Raw genomic sequence first — 19,561 nt, 5'->3', positions numbered from 1 at the left:
AGAAGTGATGCTTTATTGATGGGAAAGTAATAGAAACTGTTAATTGGAAACAAAATTTGAAAGTGGCTTGGCTCGGTACCTTTTTTACTGGGGCAAGCTTTTCGCTTGTCATGCCTTTTATGGCGCTTTTTGTAGAGGATCTTGGGGTAGCAAAAAATCGGGTTGAATGGTATGCTGGTCTTGCTGTTGCTATTTCAGCCTTGGCTTCGGCTATTTTTGCTCCGGTATGGGGTCGTTTAGCGGATCGCTATGGACGAAAGCCAATGATGGTTCGAGCCAGTTTGATGATGACCTTTACTATGGGGGGCTTAGCCTTTATTCCAAATGTACAGTGGCTACTATTACTTAGGTTACTTAATGGTATTTTCGCGGGCTATGTTCCGAACTCTACAGCCTTGATTGCTAGTCAAGTGCCGAGGGAAAAATCAGGCTATGCATTAGGAACCTTAGCGACAGGTGTGACGGCGGGTACTCTTATCGGGCCATTAATTGGAGGTGTCTTGGCTGAAATGGTTGGGATTCGGTTGGTCTTTTTATTGGTCGGTGTTATTTTGTTAATCTGTACTATGATGACCGTTTTATTTGTGAAGGAAGATTTTGAACCGGTTAAAAAAGCACAAGTGGTGCCGACACGTATTATTTTGAAACGGATCAAGAGTCCTAAAATGATGGTAAGTCTTTTTGTAACTAGTATGATTATCCAAATTTCCGCTCAATCTATTGCTCCCATTTTAGCGCTATATATTAGGCATCTTGGGCAAACTGAAAATCTCATGTTTGTTTCGGGAGTAATCGTGTCGGCTATGGGGGTATCTAGTTTACTTAGTAGCTCAATATTGGGAAAAGTGGGTGATGTAATTGGTAATCATCGTATGCTCTTACTAGCTTTGCTGTATAGTTTTATCATGTATTTTTTAACAGCCTTAGCTAGAACAAGCTTGCAGTTAGGTTTGCTACGGTTTGCCTATGGTTTTGGTGTAGGGGCTCTGATGCCAAGCATTAATGCCTTGTTGACTCGTATGACCCCTAAGGAAGGGATTTCGCGTATCTTCTCTTTTAACCAAATGTTTATGAATATTGGGCAAGTGATTGGTCCCTTTATTGGATCTAATGTTGCAATTTTAATGGGTTATCGTTCTGTTTTCTATGTAACTAGTATAATTGTCTTGATTAACCTGATTTGGTGTACCATCAATTTTAGAAAATATATATATGTTAAGGATATTGTGTGAGAGTTAAAATTAATTTAAAGTGTAGTGAATGTGGAAGTAAAAACTATTTGACAAGTAAGAACAAGACGAACCATCCTGAAAAAATTAAGGTTCCAAAGTATTGTCCTAAGGAGAGAAAAGTAACCTTACATATTGAAACTTAGTATGAATTGTGTTAGAATTAGTGAGACTATAGTGGAGGAATGAACATGTACAACTTACTACTCACAGTATTGCTTGTTTTATCTGTTGTCTTGATAATCGCAATTTTTATGCAACCTCAGAAAAATCCAAGCAGTAATGTTTTTGATAGCAGTGGTTCAGAAGCTTTATTTGAGCGGACAAAAGCTCGTGGCTTTGAAGCATTTATGCAACGCTTTACAGCAGTACTAGTCTTTTTCTGGCTAGCTATCGCACTTGTGCTTGCTGTTTTATCAAGTAAATAGAGAGTGAGCTTGACAGAGTTGGTCTAGCTCATTTTTTTATGAAGCTAAGACTTGACAATAAAGAGATAAAAATAGAAATTTGGTAGTATGAAAGAAAATATTATGATGTATTTAAAGGAGCATGGCAAGTCAAACATTAATGAACTTGCAGCTTCTTTAGGGATGGCTGGGGCTAAAAAATTTCCCAGCCTTATAAAAGAAATATCTAAGATGGAAAGCAAGCGTCTTTTGCGCTTTTCTGATGACGGCAGTATTGCCCTACGTAAACAAGAGGAAAAGAAAAAGGAAATCACTGTTCAAGGTATTTTTAGAGCTAATAAAGCAGGATTCGGTTTCTTACAGGTAACAGATACAGAAGATGACATGTTTATCGGGAAAAACGATGTTGCTTATGCTATTGATGGGGATATTGTAGAAGTAGTTGTTAAAAAACCAGCAGATAGGTTAAAAGGTACAGCTGCGGAAGCCAAAGTCGTTGGTATTGTTGAACGTGCCTTAAGAACAGTAGTTGGTAAATTCGTCTTGGATGATGAAAAACCTAAATATGCAGGCTATATTAAGTCGAAAAATCAAAAAGTTCAACAAAAAATCTATATAAAAAAAGAACCTGTAGTTCTTGATGGAACCGAAATTATCAAGGCTGATATTGAAAAATACCCAACTAAGGGTCACGACTATTTTATTGCGAATGTCCGAGATATTGTTGGCCATCAAGGAGATGTTGGCATAGATGTTTTGGAAGTTTTAGAATCAATGGATATCGTCTCTGAATTTCCAGAAGCTGTGATTGCAGAGGCAAATGCTATTTCGGAGACGCCAAGTGACAAAGATTTGGTAGGCCGTATTGATTTACGCAAGGAAATTACCTTTACTATTGATGGTGCAGATGCCAAAGATTTGGATGATGCTATTCATATTAAGCCTTTGGCGAATGGTAATTATGAGTTAGGGGTTCATATTGCTGATGTTTCCTATTATGTGACTGAGGGCTCTGCTTTAGATCAAGAAGCTGTTGCTCGTGGTACGTCTGTGTATGTCACTGACCGCGTTGTACCAATGTTGCCAGAGCGTTTATCAAATGGTATTTGTTCTTTAAATCCAAACGTGGATCGCTTGACTCAATCAGCAATTATGGAGATTGATTCTAATGGGAAGGTTTTAAACTATCAAATTTGTCAGTCAGTTATCAATACGACTTTCCGAATGACTTACAGTGCTGTTAATGATATGTTGGCTGGTGATGAGGAGATGTTGCAAGAATATGCTGCTATTTCTGAATCTGTTGAGCATATGGCTAAGCTTCATAAGATTTTAGAAAGGATGCGCATTAAGCGTGGAGCCTTGAATTTTGATACTTTGGAAGCTAGAATTCTTGTTAACGAAAAAGGTATGCCTGTGGATATTGTTGTTCGTACTCGGGGAATAGCTGAGCGGATGATTGAGTCCTTTATGTTGGCAGCTAACGAATGTGTAGCTGAGCATTTTGCACGTAGCAATTACCCCTTCATTTATCGTATTCATGAGGAACCAAAATCAGAGAAATTACAAAAATTTATTGATTATGCTAGTGTTTTTGGAATTCAGATTAAAGGGACAGCAGCTAAAATTAGTCAAGAAGCTCTACAAGATTTTATGGCTAAAGTTGATGGGAAGCCTGGAGCTGAAGTTCTTAATATGATGCTCCTTAGATCCATGCAACAAGCGCGTTATTCTGAGACCAATCATGGTCACTATGGATTAGCTGCTGACTACTATACACATTTTACCAGTCCAATCCGTCGTTATCCTGACTTATTAGTCCATCGGATGATTAGAGAATATACTCAGGCAACTGAAGATAAGCGTAATCATTTTGCGATGGTTATTCCGGAGTTAGCGTCTTCATCATCACGGTTAGAACGTCGAGCAATTGATGCGGAACGAATTGTAGAAGCAATGAAAAAAGCTGAATACATGGAAGAACATATAGGTGAAACCTTTGATGGGATTGTCTCTAGTGTTGTTAAATTTGGACTCTTTGTGGAGTTGCCAAATACAATTGAAGGTTTGATTCATGTGACGAGTTTACCAGAGTATTATAATTACAATGAGCGTACAATGACTTTACAAGGTGAAAAATCTGGCAAAGTATTTAAAGTTGGTCAAGCTATTCAGGTCAAATTAGTTAAAGCTGATAAAGAAACTGGTGATATTGATTTTGAATACCTTCCAAGTGAATTTGATGTCGTGGAAAAATTGGCTAAGCCAGTCAAGGGTAAACGAAGAGACAGACGTCAGTCGACATCTTCAGAAGATCGCCAAAAAGGTTCCGCTTCACAGCAATCAAGAGACAAAAAGAAGCAATCTTCCTCAGCTAGAAAAGGAAAAGGACAAGCATCTTCACACAAACCATTTTATAAAGATGCTGCTAAGAAGAAAAAGAAAAGGAAAGGTTAATCATGGCAAAAGGTGAAGGAAATCTGCTAGCACAAAATAAAAAGGCAAGGCACGATTATACCATCGTAGAAACGATTGAAGCAGGAATTGTCTTGACCGGTACAGAAATTAAAAGTGTTCGCGCAGCTCGGATTCAATTAAAGGATGGCTTTGCCCAGATTAAACATAATGAGGCTTGGTTAGTCAATGTTCATATTGCTCCCTTTGAACAGGGCAATATTTGGAATCAGGATCCAGATAGAACGCGCAAGTTATTACTTAAAAAAAGGGAAATTCAACATTTGGAAAATGAACTAAAAGGTAGTGGTATGACCTTGATTCCCTTAAAGGTTTACCTGAAAGATGGTTTTGCTAAAGTTTTACTTGGTCTTGCTAAGGGAAAACATGATTACGATAAGCGTGAAAGTTTGAAACGAAAAGAACAAGATCGTGATATTAGGCGGGTTATGAAAAGTATTAACACAAGATAATAAGAGCTCCCATTTTGGGAGCTCTTATTATCTTTTATGAGATGTGAAAGGGAAAGATTCCCCTATTTGTGATTAATATCAATCACTTCAATTTTGTAACCATCAGGGTCTTGAATGAAATAGTAAGGCGCTGATGTTGCTGTTAGACCTTTAATATCTGTAACTGGATAACCTGCTTGAACATGTTTTTCGTAATCGGCTTCGAAGTGGTCAGATCCAATTGCAATATGACCATAGCCGTTTCCTAAATCATAGGCTTCGTGATTATAGTTGTATGTTAACTCTAATTCGTAGTCTTCCCCCTCTAAAGCGAGGTAAACCAGTGTGAATTGTTTATCAGGAAAATCTCTTCGTCTTGTTTCCTTAAAAGGAAAGGCACTAGTATAGAAGGTGATAGAGTCTTCTAGGTTTTTGACACGAATACAAGTATGTAAAGCTTTCATAGTAATCTCCTTTTTTAGTCAAAATAAGTAATAACTTCTGCACGCGGTTTGCGATTTTGAGGATGTTTAGGATCTCGTAAACGATATCCTAGTGATAGCATGCTAGCAATTCCTTCTTTATCAGGTTTAATGATACCATGTTTAGCCAAGATAGCATTAACCTTATCGTAATCAAAACCTTCAATAGGGCAGGAATCTATTCCTATTAAGGCAGCACTTGTCATCATGTTGCCTAAGGCAATATAGGTTTGCTTTGCTGTCCAATCAAAGAGTGCTCGGGGATTGTCAGCCATTTTCATATCACGTTTTTGGAAGTCTTCATAAGTTTTTAAACGTTTTAGGATAGCTTCTTCATCTGAAATCCCTCTTCTCACCAAACTCTGGCGCATTGATTCACCGTCATAGCGAGCATTGCGTTCTGCTAGTAATAAGATAAAATGGCTAGCCGTTTCTAATTGGTATTGAGCACCCCAAGCAACCTTTTTAAGTTCAGCTTTAACTGTCTCATTAGTCAAAACAACGAAACGCCAACCTTCTAAACCAACAGAAGAAGGACTCCGCCAAGCAGCATCTAGTATGAGATCTAAGTCTTCCTGAGAGATTTTTCGATTATTATAGACGCGTACCGCTGTTCGAAAAGTGTAACTGTCTCTAATAACTTTTTTGATGTCCTCTGTCATTTTCCACCTCCAAGCTTCTACAACATTAATGATAGCACAATGGCTTTATGAAAACAAAAATCTGATATGTTATAAGCTTTGCCGTTTAATAAAGGAAAAAGAATACATTTTCATTTTTGTAATCGCTTGCTAGAATGGTGATAAGAAATTAGAGGAGGATATCTGATGACAAAATTACCGGAATCATTTTTGTGGGGCGGTGCCGTTGCAGCGCACCAACTTGAAGGTGCTTGGAAAGAAGGGGGTAAGGGCGTAAGTGTCGCAGATGTTATGACAGCAGGTCGACATGGAATTGCGCGTGAAATTACTGATGGAGTAGTTGAGGGTAAATATTATCCTAATCATGTTGCTATCGACTTTTATCATCACTATAAGGAAGATATTGCACTTTTTGCTGAAATGGGATTTAAATGTTTTAGGACCTCTATTGCATGGACTCGGATTTTTCCAAATGGTGATGAAGCAGAACCAAACGAAGAGGGCTTACAGTTCTACGATGATTTGTTTGACGAATGCTTGAAATATGATATTGAACCTGTTATTACCTTGTCGCATTTTGAAATGCCTTATCATTTAGTCACAGAATATGGTGGTTTTACCAATCGAAAAGTTATTGATTTCTTTGTTCACTTTGCAGAAACTGTTTTTAGGCGTTATAAAAACAAAGTGAAGTATTGGATGACATTTAATGAAATCAATAATCAAGCGAATTTTATGGAAGATTTTGCCCCTTTTACGAACTCTGGTATTGTATACAAAGAGGGCGACGATCGTGAAGCTATTATGTATCAAGCGGCACATTATGAGCTTGTAGCAAGTGCACGCGCTACGAAAATTGGCCACGAGATTAATCCCAATTTCCAAATTGGTTGTATGATTGCTATGTGTCCTATTTATCCTGCAACTTGCAAGCCTTCGGATATTCTAATGGCGCAAAAGGCTATGCAAAAGCGTTATTATTTCACCGATGTTCACGTACATGGTTCTTATCCAAATCATATTCTTAAATACTGGGATCGGAAGGGAATCCGGATTGATATCACAGAAGAAGACAGTAAGGACTTAGGTGAAGGAACAGTTGATTATATAGGCTTTTCTTACTATATGTCTTTTGCTATAGATTCTCATAGACCAAATAATCCTTACTATGATTACTTGGAAACCGAAGATTTAATTAAAAATGATTATGTCAAAGCATCAGAATGGGATTGGCAGATTGACCCTGAAGGCCTTCGTTATTCACTAAATTGGTTTACCGATATGTATCATTTGCCACTCTTTATAGTGGAGAATGGCTTTGGTGCTATTGACCAGCTTGAAGAAGATGGCATGGTTCATGATGATTACCGAATTGAGTATCTGGGTGCCCATATCAAAGAAATGATTAAAGCAGTTGATGAAGATGGGGTAGAATTGATGGGGTATACTCCATGGGGTTGTATTGACTTAGTCTCTGCGGGAACAGGTGAAATGCGAAAACGTTACGGTTTTATCTATGTAGATAAAGATGATCAAGGCCATGGGACTTATAAACGTTCGCCAAAACTTTCCTTTAACTGGTACAAAGAAGTTATTGCTTCAAATGGAACCTCATTATAACTGTTAGCCATTTTTATAGTCCTGAGCTTTACTTTTTATTGAAGTTTAAACTATCTATGGAAAAGTAATGAATAGTTTTTAAAGAAATGGGGCCGATTTAGCTTTTTAGGGGATAGTTATGGAAAATATAAAAAGAGTAACTATATCTTTCCGTATTGATACGGCAAGAGAATACCTTGCCATTGGAAGCGCATACAAATATAATTGGATTATAACTAAAAAGATATTAAGTAGGAGGCAGTCATTATGACTAAAGCATTAATTATTTGTGCCGGAGGCATGTCATCATCGCTTATTGCTAAAAAAACCCAAACTTTGCTTGCTGAACAAGGAGTTGAAGTAGAAATGAATGCAGTAGGTGTCCCTGAAGGAGCAAAGAAAATTGCATCGGCGGAATACGACTTATACTTAGTAAGCCCTCAAACAAAAATGCATTTTAAACAGTTTTCTGAGGCAGCAGAGAAAGTTGGAAAACCAATTGTCCAAATCCCTCCCCAAGCTTATATTCCTATTCCGATGGGTATTGAGAAAATGGCTATCCTAGTTAAAGAAAACATCTGACTGTTCTTTTGATTAAAAATTCTGCATAATTAACATAAAGAATTTTCCAAAAGGAGACAGTATGTTAGGCCAGAAAGAAAAACTTATCTTACAATATCTTTATCAAAATCGGGGAAGTTTTGTTACCAGTAAAGAATTGTCCAAGCACCTAGCCTGTTCAGATCGGACTGTTAGAACTTACATTAAATCCCTCATTTCTTTTATTGAACAAGAAAAGGGACTACAGATAGTCTCGAAACAAGGACATGGTTACCAATTAGAGTTAGAAAATGAAGCTGATTATTTAAATATCGTTTCTGAAAATCATATTCAAGTTGGAACGGAAAATATTGATATTAATGATCGTCATAATTTTATCATCAATAAATTGATTTTTGAGCAAGAGGAGATTTTATTTGAAGATTTAATGGATCAGCTTTATGTTAGCCGATCCACTTTATCTTCTGATTTTAAAAAAATTCGGCATGAATTAGCACACTATGATTTAAAAATTGAAAGTCGTGCCAATAAAGGAGTTTATGTTAGTGGTGCTGAACATGATAAGCGACACTTCATTATGGATTACTTCTTTAGTGGCTATTTTTTAAAGAATATTCATCAGTATATTGGTGACGACTTTTTCAAACTCCCAATTAGCTTTGAAGAACTGACCATCATAGTTTTAGATGAATGCAGAAGTCGATATTTAAAATTGTCTGATTTTGTAATCCAAAACTTGATAGTTCATATTGCTTTAGCTATTAAACGAGTTAATGATGGCTTCAAGATTTCTCAACTTAATATTGATCAGCTGAAATTTAAGTCTGAGATTTTAGTCGCTACAAATATTTTAAGACGCCTTGAACAGGTAACAGGAACTGATTTTCCAGATGAAGAGATTAATTATATTGCCCTGCATTTAATATCTGAAAGTATTCATGCTGAGAACTCAGATAGCTTGGATTATATTAGTCTGAGACAAGATTTACTTGATGCGACAACTGAGATTGATCATAGTTATGGTTATCAATTTAGTCAAGATTTTACATTTATTGAAGGACTTTTAAAGCATTTAGAGGTCTTACTTGAACGTGTACGTAATAAGGTTCGATTGGACAATCCACTCTTAGATGATATCCAAAGACAATACAAGGAAGCATTTTTAATCTCGCGCAGTTTAATGAGTAAAATGAATTACTTTAAAGATTTTGATTTATCAGATGATGAAATTGCCTACGTAACCTTACATTTGCTAGCAGGCATTGAGCGTTTTTATCAAAACAATAAATTGAATACATTAGTTATCTGTGCCACTGGTTATGGCAGCGCTCAGATGCTTCGTATGCGTTTGGAAAATGAACTAGGAAGGCAAATAAATATTGTTAATTTGGTTGGTTATTATGACCTTACCGATGAAAGATTAGAGGGAATTGATTTAATTATCTCAACCATTGATTTATCTAATTTGGTTTTTTCAGTACCTGTTTTGACAACTAGTGTCTTTTTAAAGGATGATGAAGTTCAAATGATTAAAAATCAGCTAGCTGAAATTGACTGTAAGCACTATCGTAGCTCTCAGAATAATACCACTATGACAGATGTAAAAGTTTTTGATGATTACTTTTCCAAGGATTATTTTATGGTCTGTCAGGAAGGGGACAAAGAAACTGTATTGCGGCAATTGATAACCTTGTTAAATACAAAAGGAGATGACCAGTACCGCCTATCAATGAAAGAATTGATAGCGAGACGAGAGTCAATGAGTACAGTTATCTTTGACCAAGACATCGCAGTACCGCATCCCATAAAAGCTATTGATAAACAAGGAAAGATAGGAGTTGCTATTATTCCTACTGGTATATATTGGGAAGAAGGATTTGAAGCAGTTAAATTAGTTTTTCTGGTTTCACCTTCCATCTATAAAAATGATGGCTTAGCTGAAATGACTCGATTGCTTGTTAGTTTAACAGAATGTACTCAAACTAAGGAAAAACTTATTGCTTGTCAAGACTTTGAAAGTTTTAAGCAGATAATATTAGACATAAAATAGGAGAACATAATGACGAATGACGAATTGCAAATGGCTGCTTTTGAAATTATCTTGAATAGCGGGAACTCAAGAACAACAGTTCATGAAGCATTTGCAGAGATGCGAAAAGGTGACTACAATAGAGCCTCTGAGCTGTTAGAAGTTGCTAATGAAGATCTTTTACAGGCTCATAAGGCACAAACTAAACTCTTGCAAGAATATGCTGGAGGCACGGAAATCAAGATTGAAATTATTATGGTTCATGCTCAAGATCATTTAATGACAACGATGACCCTACGTGAAGTTGCTATTGAAATGTTAGCACTCTATAAAAAGATGCAATAACTTTGTAATGAAATGAAAGGAAGTTTTGAGATGAAGATAGTGGGAAAAGAGAAAATGGAAACTATACGTCAAACAAGTGCCCTTAAAACAATGTATTATACTAGGTATTTTATGATCCGTTATGTAGTTACATTTTTCTTTTTTACAAATCTTTATTGGATTATCATGCTTTATTTATCTAAAGCTTCAGCTACTGTTTTCATTCCAATAGTATTAGGGACTTTTGCTTTTTTTGCTATGTGGGAACAATTCAAGATGTATAGTACTAAACAAAAAAAAGCGACTGTGACTAAAACTTTCTTTAAAACAACTATTGCAGTGAATGCTTGTTTAATAGTTATGACTCTAGCAGGTCAATCCTATATCCTATATCCATTTTTTAATACTAGCTTTACAAGTAGAATGGTGGTAACGTCACTCTTAGCTTTAGGTATCTTGTTATCATTTTGGATGTTAGTCAAAATCAGTCATATCAATACCAATAAGGATAGGCAGTATGCTCGTATTAATCGTTATTTGGCATCACTTAAACCTAGCAAACATTATTAATGTAAATAAATTAGGAGGTAAGCTTAATGTTTGAAATTTTAGAGAAGTACCTCATGGGTCCCATGGGAGTAGTATCCACGTGGCGTCCTGTGCGTGCGATTGTCGCTGCTGGGATGGCCAGTATTCCACTCACAATCGTTGGTTCCGCTTTCTTGGTCTTAGGAATTATTCCTACCGCATTCCCATTCCCATTTGTCCAAGATTTGTGGGCAAGTTCATTTGATAAAATTGCTGCACTAACACTTATAGCCTATAAGTGTTCTATGGGGATTTTAACCCTTTATTTCGCATTTGTTATTGGATTTGAATATACCAAAATTTATGCAGAAGAAGATGGGTTGAATCTTGATCCGATGAATGGGGGGCTACTTTCAGTCTTTGCATTCTTTATGACAATTCCAGAAATTACTTTTTCTAAAGGAGCTATGGCATTAGTAGCTAATGAAACAACTATTAACGGATGGTCAGTAGGTGGGGATAGCTTAGCTCGTCTTTCAACCTCAGGTCTCTTTACAGGGATATTGATGGCAGTATTAACTGTGCAACTATATAGACTTTGTGTAGTTAAAAATTGGGTAGTTAAAATGCCAGATGCAGTACCAGAAGGTGTATCTCGCTCATTTACGGCCTTGATACCCGCATTTGTTGTAGCTGTAACGGTACTTTTTATTAGTGGAATCTTTATTATGTTGGGAACGGATATTTATAAAGTCATTGCTATTCCATTTGGTTTCGTTAAAAATATTACGAATTCCATTGGTGGGATTATCGTTATTTATTTCCTGATTCATGCTTTATGGCTAGTTGGTATCCATGGAGCTAACATCGTTATGGGACTAGTTAATCCTATTTTGCTAGCAAATATGGCAGAAAATGTTAATGGTGCCCACTTTGCCTTCGCTGGTGAATTTACAAATGCCTATGTTACTATTGGTGGTTCAGGTGCAACCTTAGGAGTATGTATCTTTATGGCATTATTTGCTAAGTCAGAACAATTAAAAATGTTAGGTCGCGCTTCAATTGGTTCATCACTCTTTAACATTAATGAACCACTTATTTTTGGACTTCCAATCGTTTATAATCCTATTCTTGCTATTCCATTTTTACTCTCTCCGGTAGTAACTGCAGTAGTAGCATTTGTTGTTGTGGATTTAAATATTGTTAAAAAAGCAATTATTCAAACACCATGGCCAACCCCAGGTGGTTTAGGGGCCTACCTTGGTTCAGGTGACATCAAAGCAGCTATTTTAGCTATTGTTTGTGTAACACTCGCATTCTTGATTTGGTTCCCATTCATTAAATATTATGATAAAAAACTGTTGGCTGAAGAAAGAGCTGTAGTAGCTGAATCAGCAATTGTATAATTCACTAAATACCTTAACTCACTTAGTGAATTAAGGTATTTTTTAGAGAGGAAACTAGTAATGGGAAAATTAGGAATATCTATTTATCCGTCTAAAACGTCAATGGCTGAAATGAAGGCCTATATTGATTTAGCAGTGAAATACGGTTACCAACGACTCTTTACGTCTATGTTAGAAGTAGCAGACAATGCACTAGAAACAGTTGCTACGTTTACCGAAATCATCCAGTATGGAAATAATAAAGGCCTTAAAACATCTTTAGATGTTAATCCAAAACTCTTTAAAGCCTTAAACATTAAGTACAATCAATTAGAAGTCTTTGCACAAATGGGAATTGATACTCTAAGATTAGACGAAGGCTTCACTGGCTATGAAGAAGCTATGTTGACCCATAATAACTTGGGAATCAAAATTGAATTAAACATCTCACGTGGGCAACACTACATTGATATGGTTATGGACTTTGGTCCAAATCCACATCAATTAATAGGCTCTCACAACTTTTATCCACAAGAATATACTGGACTGTCTTTTGACTATTTTCTCAAAACAGCCAAACAATATAAGACTTATAATTTGAAAACTGCCGCCTTCATTGATAGTCCAAATAGCAAAATTGGGCCATGGCCTCTTTCAGACCGAATGGTTTCCACTGAAATTCAACGAGATATGTCCTTAAAGGCACAAGTCTATCTTTTGAAAATGTGTGGCCAGATAGATGATATTATACTATCTTCAAGTTTATTACCTGAAAATGACCTCAAAATAGTGGCTGATGCTTTCAGCCAATCCTTACCAGTCTTTCCAGTTAAGGTTTGGCAAGAATTATCAGCTGTAGAGAAAGAAATCTTATTAAACAATCAACACCTCTACCGGGGAGACAAGTCGGATTACATGATTAGGTCTAGTCAGCCTCGTCTTATCTATAAAGACCACTCAATTGAGCCTTTCAATACTATTGCTATTAAGAAAGGTATGGTCACAATCGGAAATAATAATGCAGGTCAATACAAGGGTGAACTGCAAATTGCGTTGCAAGATCGCCCAAATAATGGGCGTCAAAATGTGGTTGCACAGATTGCATCAGAAAATGAGATCTTGACGACCCTTTTGCAGCTATGGCAAAGTTTCATATTTACTGAAGAATAAAAAGAGAGGCCAAAACGGCTTCTCTTTTGTTATAAGATTAAAATAAATTTTAGTATTAACCTTCAAAGTATTGCAATTCTTTTGTTGTTTTAGTAAAGGCTTGGAAACCTTCTTTGGTAACATGGCCGCAGTCTTCGATTCGCACGCCAACTTTTCCAGGAATATAGATGCCAGGTTCAATAGAGAAGCACATCCCTTCTTTTATTTCTAAGTCATTTCCTGCCATGATAGACGGAAATTCATGAACATCCATTCCTAGACCGTGCCCTAAACGATGGTTGAAATATTCTCCGTAGCCAGCTTTTTCAATAACGCAACGAGCAGCAGCGTCAACTTCTGCGGCAGTCACTCCTGGTTTGACGAATTCTTGGGCTGTGAGTTGGGCTTCTAAGCAAAGATTGTAGATATCAATTTTAAATTGATCTGGTTTTCCAACGGCAACAGTTCTTGTCATGTCACTAGTGTAGCCAAGTGTTTCAACACCTAAATCAAATAGAAGTAAGGCATTGTTTTCAATTTTATTGGTACCAGGAATACCGTGTGGATTTGCTGCATTATCACCAGTTAAGACCATGGTTTCAAAACTCATCTTACTGATACCCTGTTTCTTCATTTCAAATTCAATTTGAGCAATAATGTCTGTTTCGGTTGCTTCTAAAGAGATGTTTTCAAAACCAATTTGTACAGCCTTGTCAGCAAATTCTCCTGCAATCATCATCTTCTCAATTTCGTCAGTGGATTTAATCAGACGCATATTTTGAATAAAGGGTGTTAAATTATCAAAGTGCCCGCTAAATATACTTTGTAATCCTTGGAATTTGCTTACGTTGAGATGGTCGAATTCAGCATAGATACGTTTTGCTTTGGTATTTGGGAGTACAGTTGTGATTTTTTCCCAGGGGTTTTCAGAATCTATGTAGCCAAAAACAGGGAAGGAAACGCATTTCTGAGCGCGAGCTACCTCCAAGGCTGGGACAAAAAGAACCGGCGCTATCTGATCATAAATAAAGAGGAACATTTGTCGCTCATGAGGGTCACAAGCAAAACCAGTTAGATAGTTAACTGTAACAGGATCAGAAAAGATTGCTAACTGTGCTTCTTGTGACTTCAAAAAATCTTGTATTTGAGTAATTTTTGTCATGACAATACCTTCTTTCTGCTACTATTTTTCCAAAAAATCCTTAAAAAATCAAGTTTTCTTTTAATTGTTGAAAAAGTTTTCAAAAATGAGCAGTTAAGACTTGAAAGTGGTTTCAATTCGTGCTAAAATGACTTTGGAAGCGTCATTTTCAAAATTAGAAAGGAAGATAAAGAATGAACACAGATGATACTATCACGATTTACGATGTTGCTCGTGAAGCTGGTGTTTCAATGGCAACTGTTAGCCGTGTTGTGAATGGAAATAAAAATGTTAAAGAAAATACACGTAAGAAAGTATTAGAAGTTATTGATCGTTTGGATTATCGACCTAATGCAGTCGCTCGTGGTCTGGCAAGTAAAAAAACGACAACAGTTGGAGTTGTTATTCCTAATATTGCTAACGCCTACTTTTCAATCCTTGCTAAGGGAATTGACGATATTGCAGCAATGTACAAATATAATATCGTTTTAGCTTCAAGTGATGAAGACGACGATAAAGAAGTAAATGTTGTTAATACTTTGTTTGCTAAGCAAGTTGATGGGATTATTTTTATGGGGCATCATTTAACTGAGAAAATTCGTGCAGAATTTTCACGGTCCAGAACTCCAATTGTATTAGCTGGAACGGTTGATTTAGAACATCAATTGCCAAGTGTTAATATTGATTATAAAGCAGCTGTTTCTGAGGTGGTTGATATTTTAGCAGAAAAACATCAAAACATCGCTTTTGTATCAGGGCCATTAATTGATGAAATTAATGGTAAAGTAAGATTGTCTGGTTATAAAGAAGGCTTGAAGCAAAATAAATTGGACTATAAAGAAGGTCTTGTTTTTGAAGCTAACTACTCTTATAAAGATGGTTTTGAGTTAGCGCAACGCGTTATCAACTCTGGGGCAACAGCTGCCTATGTAGGGGAAGATGAACTAGCAGCGGGCTTATTAAACGGTCTCTTTGCAGCAGGTAAGAGTGTGCCAGAAGACTTTGAAATTATTACAAGTAATGACTCACCAGTAGTAGAATATACTCGTCCAAACTTAAGTTCAATTAGTCAACCTGTGTATGATTTAGGTGCTGTAAGCATGCGTATGTTAACTAAAATCATGAATAAAGAAGATTTAGAAGAAAAGGAAATTTTGTTAAATCATGGCATTAAACGTCGTGGCACAACGAAATAAAGATACTGCCACTTGCTGGCAGTTTTTTTATAGGAGGAAGAACCAATGACAAATGAATTATTATTTCAGGCCTTTGAATGGTATTTGCCAGATGATCATCATCATTGGAAAAACCTTCACGCTTCCATTCCAGACATGCAAAAATTAGGGATAACAAAAATGTGGTTACCACCTGCCTTTAAAGGGACGGGTAGTAATGATGTTGGTTATGGTATTTATGATTTATTTGACCTCGGCGAATTTGATCAGAACGGAACAATTCCTACAAAATATGGAACAAAAGAGGAATATCTTGATCTTATTAATTCCCTAAATGACGTTGGAATTATGCCGATTGCTGACATCGTCTTAAACCATAAAGCAAATGGCGATCAAAAGGAAACCTTTTATGTGCTAAAGATGGATCCTGAAAATCGTCAACAACCCATTTCAGACCCCTATGAAATAGAAGGTTGGACGGGTTTTAATTTCCTAGGTCGAAATGATAAGTATAATAACTTTAAATGGCATTGGTATCATTTTACAGGAATTGATTACGATGCTCGTAATAATGAAACTGGAATCTATATGATTACTGGTGATAATAAAGGCTGGGCTAATCAAGAAGTAGTGGATAATGAAAAAGGCAATTTTGATTATCTCATGTTCTGTGATATTGATTTCAAGCACCCTGAAGTTCAAGATCATTTAAGAGAATGGGCGCATTGGTTTATTGAAACAACTGGAGTTAGCGGCTTTCGTCTTGACGCAATCAAACATATTGACGCTACTTTTATGAATCATTTTATTCGTTATGTGCGTGAAAATATTGCTCCAGATTTATTTATTTTTGGGGAATACTGGAAAAACAATGCTCATGAAACTGATCGTTATTTAAAAGAAGTTGATATGCAGATTGAGTTAGTTGATGTCGCTCTACATATGAATTTCTTTGAAGCTAGTAAGGGTGGCAACCAATACAATATGGCAACACTTTTGGATAACACTTTGATGCAAGTAAATTCAAAATTTGCGATTACTTTTGTTGATAATCATGATACTCAAAGTGGTCAGGCTTTAGAATCTCAGGTTGAAGACTGGTTCAAACCTCTAGCTTATGGCCTTATTATGTTACGGCAAGAAGGAACACCGTGCCTTTTTTATGGAGACTATTACGGAGTTCAAGGAGAGCATGGACAGGTGGCTTTCAAAGACCTTATTGATAAAATGGCTTGGTTGCGAAAAAAACTTGTCTATGGTAAGCAAGTGGACTATTTTGATCACGCTAATTGCATAGGATGGACAGAACTTGGTAATGATGAGACGAATGCTTGTTTAGCAGTTGTCATGACTAATGGAGATCGCGGATGGAAGCACATGGAAGTTGGGAAACTTTATGCTGGGCAAACCTTTATTGATTATCTTGGGCACTGCTCTGAGGAAATTATTATTGATGAAGATGGCTGGGCTGATTTTATAGTTGAGCCAGGTTCTATCGCAGCTTGGATCCCGAAAAATACGATGATTTAATATAAAAAAAATCAGCTCTCAGCTGATTTTTTTACTCCCTAGTGAAAAATCCTTTAAAATAAGCTATAATAGAGACTATGAAAGTCTTACTATACTTAGAAGCTGAAAATTACTTAAAAAAATCTGGTATCGGCCGTGCTATTAAGCACCAAATAAAAGCTTTAACCTTAATTGGTCAAGCCTTTACGACTAATCCAAAAGATGATTATGATTTGGTTCATATTAATACATATGGGCTAGCTAGTTGGCTGTTGATGGTAAATGCACAGAAAAAAGGGAAAAAAGTGATTATGCATGGTCACTCAACAGAGGAAGATTTTCGAAATTCCTTTATTTTTTCCAACTTAGTGTCACCCTTATTTAGGCGCTACCTTTGTTTATTTTATAGGAAAGCTGATGCCATTATTACTCCGACCCTCTATTCTAAATCGCTGATTGAAAACTACGGTATTCAAAAACCAATATATGTCATTTCAAATGGTATTAATTTAGAACAGTACGGAGCAGATCCTCAAAAAGAAGCTGTTTTTCGGGAATATTTTAACTTAAAAGCTGGACAGAAAGTTGTTATGGGTGCGGGACTCTTTTTCAAACGCAAAGGAATTGATGATTTTGTTGAGGTTGCCAAAGCCATGCCTGATGTACAATTTATTTGGTTTGGTGAAACTAACAAGTGGGTTATTCCTGCTGAAATGCGTCGCATTATTGAAAAAGACCATCCAGCTAATGTTATTTTTCCTGGCTATATAAAAGGACCGGTCTACGAGGGAGCTATGACTGGGGCTGATGCCTTTTTCTTCCCGAGTCGTGAGGAGACAGAAGGGATAGTTGTTTTAGAAGCCTTAGCTAGTCGCCAGAATATTGTTTTGCGTGATATTCCAGTCTATTCGGGCTGGGTCAATCAGGAGAGTGCTGAATTAGCCAGCGATGTGCCCGGATTTGAAGCGGCGTTAAGACGTATATTCTCCGGTAAGTCCCATAAAGTTGAAGCTGGTTACCGAGTTGCAGAAAGTCGGAGTTTGGAAAAAATTGCTACTGAGTTAGTAGATACTTATCAAAAAGTAATGGAGTTATAAGATGCGAATTGGTCTATTTACAGATACCTATTTCCCGCAAGTTTCAGGTGTAGCTACGAGTATTAGAACTTTAAAAGACGAGTTAGAAAAAGAAGGACATGAAGTTTATGTCTTTACAACAACTGATCGTAATGTTAAGCGTTTTGAGGATCCAACAATTATTAGACTACCGAGCGTTCCTTTTGTGTCTTTTACGGACCGTCGAGTAGTATATCGTGGCCTTATTTCTTCTTATAAGATAGCCAAGCAGTATAATTTGGATATCATTCACACTCAGACAGAGTTTAGTTTAGGATTGCTTGGTAAAATGGTTGCCAAGGCTTTAAGAATTCCAATTGTTCATACCTATCATACACAGTACGAGGATTATGTGACTTATATTGCAAATGGTAAACTGATTCGACCAAGTATGGTCAAACCAATATTGAAGAGTTTTTTGAAAGAAGTGGATGGCTTGATTTGCCCGAGTCCCATTGTTTCAAATCTCATTGATGAATACCAAATTGCTATTCCAAAACGAGTTATTCCTACTGGGATCGAATTAGAAAAATATCTATGTAATGATATTTCAGATGATGACATTAGAGATTTAAAAGAACAATTACAGATTGAAGAAGATGAAACTATTCTTTTGAGCTTATCTCGAATCTCTTCTGAAAAAAATATTCAAGCTATTATTAAACAGATGCCCGATATTTTATCAGGTAATTCAAAAGTAAAACTCCTTATTGTTGGTGACGGACCTTATCTAGACGATTTAAAAGAGATGGCAAGTACCTTAGGTGTTGATGCTAATGTTATTTTCACTGGTATGATACCACATGATAAGGTTAGTCATTATTATAAGGCTTGTGACTTCTTTATTAGTGCTTCAACCAGTGAGACTCAGGGATTAACTTATATTGAGAGTTTAGCGTGTGGTAAACCGATTATTGCTCACGGTAATCCCTATTTAGATGAACTTATTTCCGACAAAATGTTTGGTACCTTATATTACCACGAGTCTGATTTGGCAGACGCTGTTCTGGACGCTATTCTTGAGACGCCAAAAATGTCACAAGAGTTACTTAATCAAAAGCGTTATGAAATTTCGTCTGAACATTTTGGACAGTCCGTATATACTTTTTATCTGGATACCCTAATTAACAAAAGTGAGCGTAACAAACAGAAACTGAGCTTGAGGATTACCGGTTCTAGCAAGAGAGAATCAATTAAGTTGGTTCAGTCAGCAAGCCAGTTACCAACAAGAGCTTTTAAAGCTACAGCAGTTACATCTGCAAAAGTAGTCAAAGCCCCTCTTAAAATGGTTAATGCTATTCGTGATTTTTTGGAGTAGTCACAGAAGTGGTAGATAAACTTCATCTAAATTAGTGGGTTTTCATGGGGTTATAGGTGATTT

Annotated in this window: 19 protein-coding genes; 16 read left to right on the top strand and 3 right to left on the bottom strand. The window is 36.5% G+C overall.

The window, feature by feature from the left end:
* Positions 1 to 62 precede the first annotated feature (62 nt).
* The 5 genes from DQM45_RS07110 to smpB all read left to right on the top strand — a co-directional run bounded on the left by DQM45_RS07110 (position 63) and on the right by smpB (position 4,563).
* Positions 63 to 1,232: a multidrug efflux MFS transporter gene (locus DQM45_RS07110; RefSeq protein WP_277779882.1), complete on the top strand. Its 1,170-nt coding sequence runs from the start codon at positions 63 to 65 to the stop codon at positions 1,230 to 1,232.
* Entirely contained in the window at positions 1,229 to 1,375 is a 147-nt protein-coding gene (gene rpmG / locus DQM45_RS07105) for a 50S ribosomal protein L33 (RefSeq protein ID WP_077323081.1), read from the top strand. The genes DQM45_RS07110 and rpmG overlap by 4 nt, the downstream gene beginning before the upstream one ends.
* 45 nt (positions 1,376 to 1,420) lie before the next feature.
* Entirely contained in the window at positions 1,421 to 1,657 is a 237-nt protein-coding gene (gene secG / locus DQM45_RS07100) for a preprotein translocase subunit SecG (RefSeq protein ID WP_003083751.1), read from the top strand.
* 87 nt (positions 1,658 to 1,744) lie between these two features.
* The gene (gene rnr / locus DQM45_RS07095; RefSeq protein WP_003083152.1) at positions 1,745 to 4,093 is read left to right on the top strand and encodes a ribonuclease R; all 2,349 of its coding nucleotides are present in this window, start codon (positions 1,745 to 1,747) and stop codon (positions 4,091 to 4,093) included.
* A 2-nt stretch (positions 4,094 to 4,095) separates the two neighbouring features.
* Positions 4,096 to 4,563 carry an SsrA-binding protein SmpB gene (gene smpB / locus DQM45_RS07090; RefSeq protein WP_003084337.1) on the top strand — a complete coding sequence of 156 codons (468 nt, stop codon included), beginning with the start codon at positions 4,096 to 4,098 and terminating at the stop codon, positions 4,561 to 4,563.
* Positions 4,564 to 4,625: 62 nt separating this feature from the next.
* Here the strand turns inward: smpB and gloA are convergent, their stop codons facing one another.
* Positions 4,626 to 5,006 (bottom strand): lactoylglutathione lyase, encoded by a 381-nt coding sequence (gloA, locus tag DQM45_RS07085; RefSeq protein ID WP_003084823.1) that lies wholly within the window; start codon positions 5,004 to 5,006, stop codon positions 4,626 to 4,628.
* Between the two features lie 14 nt (positions 5,007 to 5,020).
* Positions 5,021 to 5,686: an NAD(P)H-dependent oxidoreductase gene (locus tag DQM45_RS07080; RefSeq protein ID WP_003083156.1), complete on the bottom strand. Its 666-nt coding sequence runs from the start codon at positions 5,684 to 5,686 to the stop codon at positions 5,021 to 5,023.
* Between the two features lie 165 nt (positions 5,687 to 5,851).
* Here DQM45_RS07080 and DQM45_RS07075 point away from each other — a divergent pair, with 165 nt between their 5' ends.
* The 7 genes from DQM45_RS07075 (at position 5,852) to DQM45_RS07045 (ending at position 13,261) form a co-directional block, all read left to right on the top strand.
* Entirely contained in the window at positions 5,852 to 7,285 is a 1,434-nt protein-coding gene (locus DQM45_RS07075) for a 6-phospho-beta-glucosidase (protein ID WP_003085315.1), read from the top strand.
* A 243-nt stretch (positions 7,286 to 7,528) separates the two neighbouring features.
* Positions 7,529 to 7,846, top strand: a complete 318-nt coding sequence (locus DQM45_RS07070) for a PTS cellobiose transporter subunit IIB (RefSeq protein ID WP_172601683.1) — start codon at positions 7,529 to 7,531, stop codon at positions 7,844 to 7,846.
* Positions 7,847 to 7,907: 61 nt separating this feature from the next.
* Positions 7,908 to 9,875 (top strand): BglG family transcription antiterminator, encoded by a 1,968-nt coding sequence (locus DQM45_RS07065; RefSeq protein ID WP_003084573.1) that lies wholly within the window; start codon positions 7,908 to 7,910, stop codon positions 9,873 to 9,875.
* A 9-nt stretch (positions 9,876 to 9,884) separates the two neighbouring features.
* Entirely contained in the window at positions 9,885 to 10,199 is a 315-nt protein-coding gene (locus DQM45_RS07060; protein WP_003082553.1) for a PTS cellobiose transporter subunit IIA, read from the top strand.
* A gap of 30 nt (positions 10,200 to 10,229) precedes the next feature.
* On the top strand, positions 10,230 to 10,748 hold the full coding sequence (locus tag DQM45_RS07055; protein ID WP_003085066.1) for a hypothetical protein: 519 nt from the start codon (positions 10,230 to 10,232) through the stop codon (positions 10,746 to 10,748).
* A 26-nt stretch (positions 10,749 to 10,774) separates the two neighbouring features.
* On the top strand, positions 10,775 to 12,112 hold the full coding sequence (celB, locus tag DQM45_RS07050; protein ID WP_003083195.1) for a PTS cellobiose transporter subunit IIC: 1,338 nt from the start codon (positions 10,775 to 10,777) through the stop codon (positions 12,110 to 12,112).
* 60 nt (positions 12,113 to 12,172) lie between these two features.
* On the top strand, positions 12,173 to 13,261 hold the full coding sequence (locus tag DQM45_RS07045) for a DUF871 domain-containing protein (RefSeq protein ID WP_003083493.1): 1,089 nt from the start codon (positions 12,173 to 12,175) through the stop codon (positions 13,259 to 13,261).
* A gap of 55 nt (positions 13,262 to 13,316) precedes the next feature.
* Here the strand turns inward: DQM45_RS07045 and DQM45_RS07040 are convergent, their stop codons facing one another.
* On the bottom strand, positions 13,317 to 14,402 hold the full coding sequence (locus DQM45_RS07040) for an aminopeptidase P family protein (RefSeq protein WP_003085603.1): 1,086 nt from the start codon (positions 14,400 to 14,402) through the stop codon (positions 13,317 to 13,319).
* Positions 14,403 to 14,575: 173 nt separating this feature from the next.
* Here DQM45_RS07040 and ccpA point away from each other — a divergent pair, with 173 nt between their 5' ends.
* The 4 genes from ccpA to DQM45_RS07020 all read left to right on the top strand — a co-directional run bounded on the left by ccpA (position 14,576) and on the right by DQM45_RS07020 (position 19,498).
* Positions 14,576 to 15,577: a catabolite control protein A gene (ccpA, locus tag DQM45_RS07035; RefSeq protein WP_003083982.1), complete on the top strand. Its 1,002-nt coding sequence runs from the start codon at positions 14,576 to 14,578 to the stop codon at positions 15,575 to 15,577.
* Positions 15,578 to 15,622: 45 nt separating this feature from the next.
* Positions 15,623 to 17,086, top strand: a complete 1,464-nt coding sequence (locus DQM45_RS07030) for an alpha-amylase (RefSeq protein ID WP_003086006.1) — start codon at positions 15,623 to 15,625, stop codon at positions 17,084 to 17,086.
* Positions 17,087 to 17,163: 77 nt separating this feature from the next.
* Positions 17,164 to 18,162, top strand: a complete 999-nt coding sequence (locus tag DQM45_RS07025) for a glycosyltransferase family 4 protein (RefSeq protein WP_003084678.1) — start codon at positions 17,164 to 17,166, stop codon at positions 18,160 to 18,162.
* Position 18,163: 1 nt separating this feature from the next.
* Positions 18,164 to 19,498, top strand: coding sequence for a glycosyltransferase family 4 protein (locus DQM45_RS07020; protein WP_003083937.1), 1,335 nt, complete (start codon positions 18,164 to 18,166; stop codon positions 19,496 to 19,498).
* Positions 19,499 to 19,561 lie beyond the last annotated feature (63 nt).

Source organism: Streptococcus porcinus, assembly GCF_900475415.1.
GTDB lineage: Bacteria > Bacillota > Bacilli > Lactobacillales > Streptococcaceae > Streptococcus > Streptococcus porcinus.
Note: the sequence above shows the minus strand (reverse complement) of the source record. Positions and strands in the feature narration are given on the sequence as shown.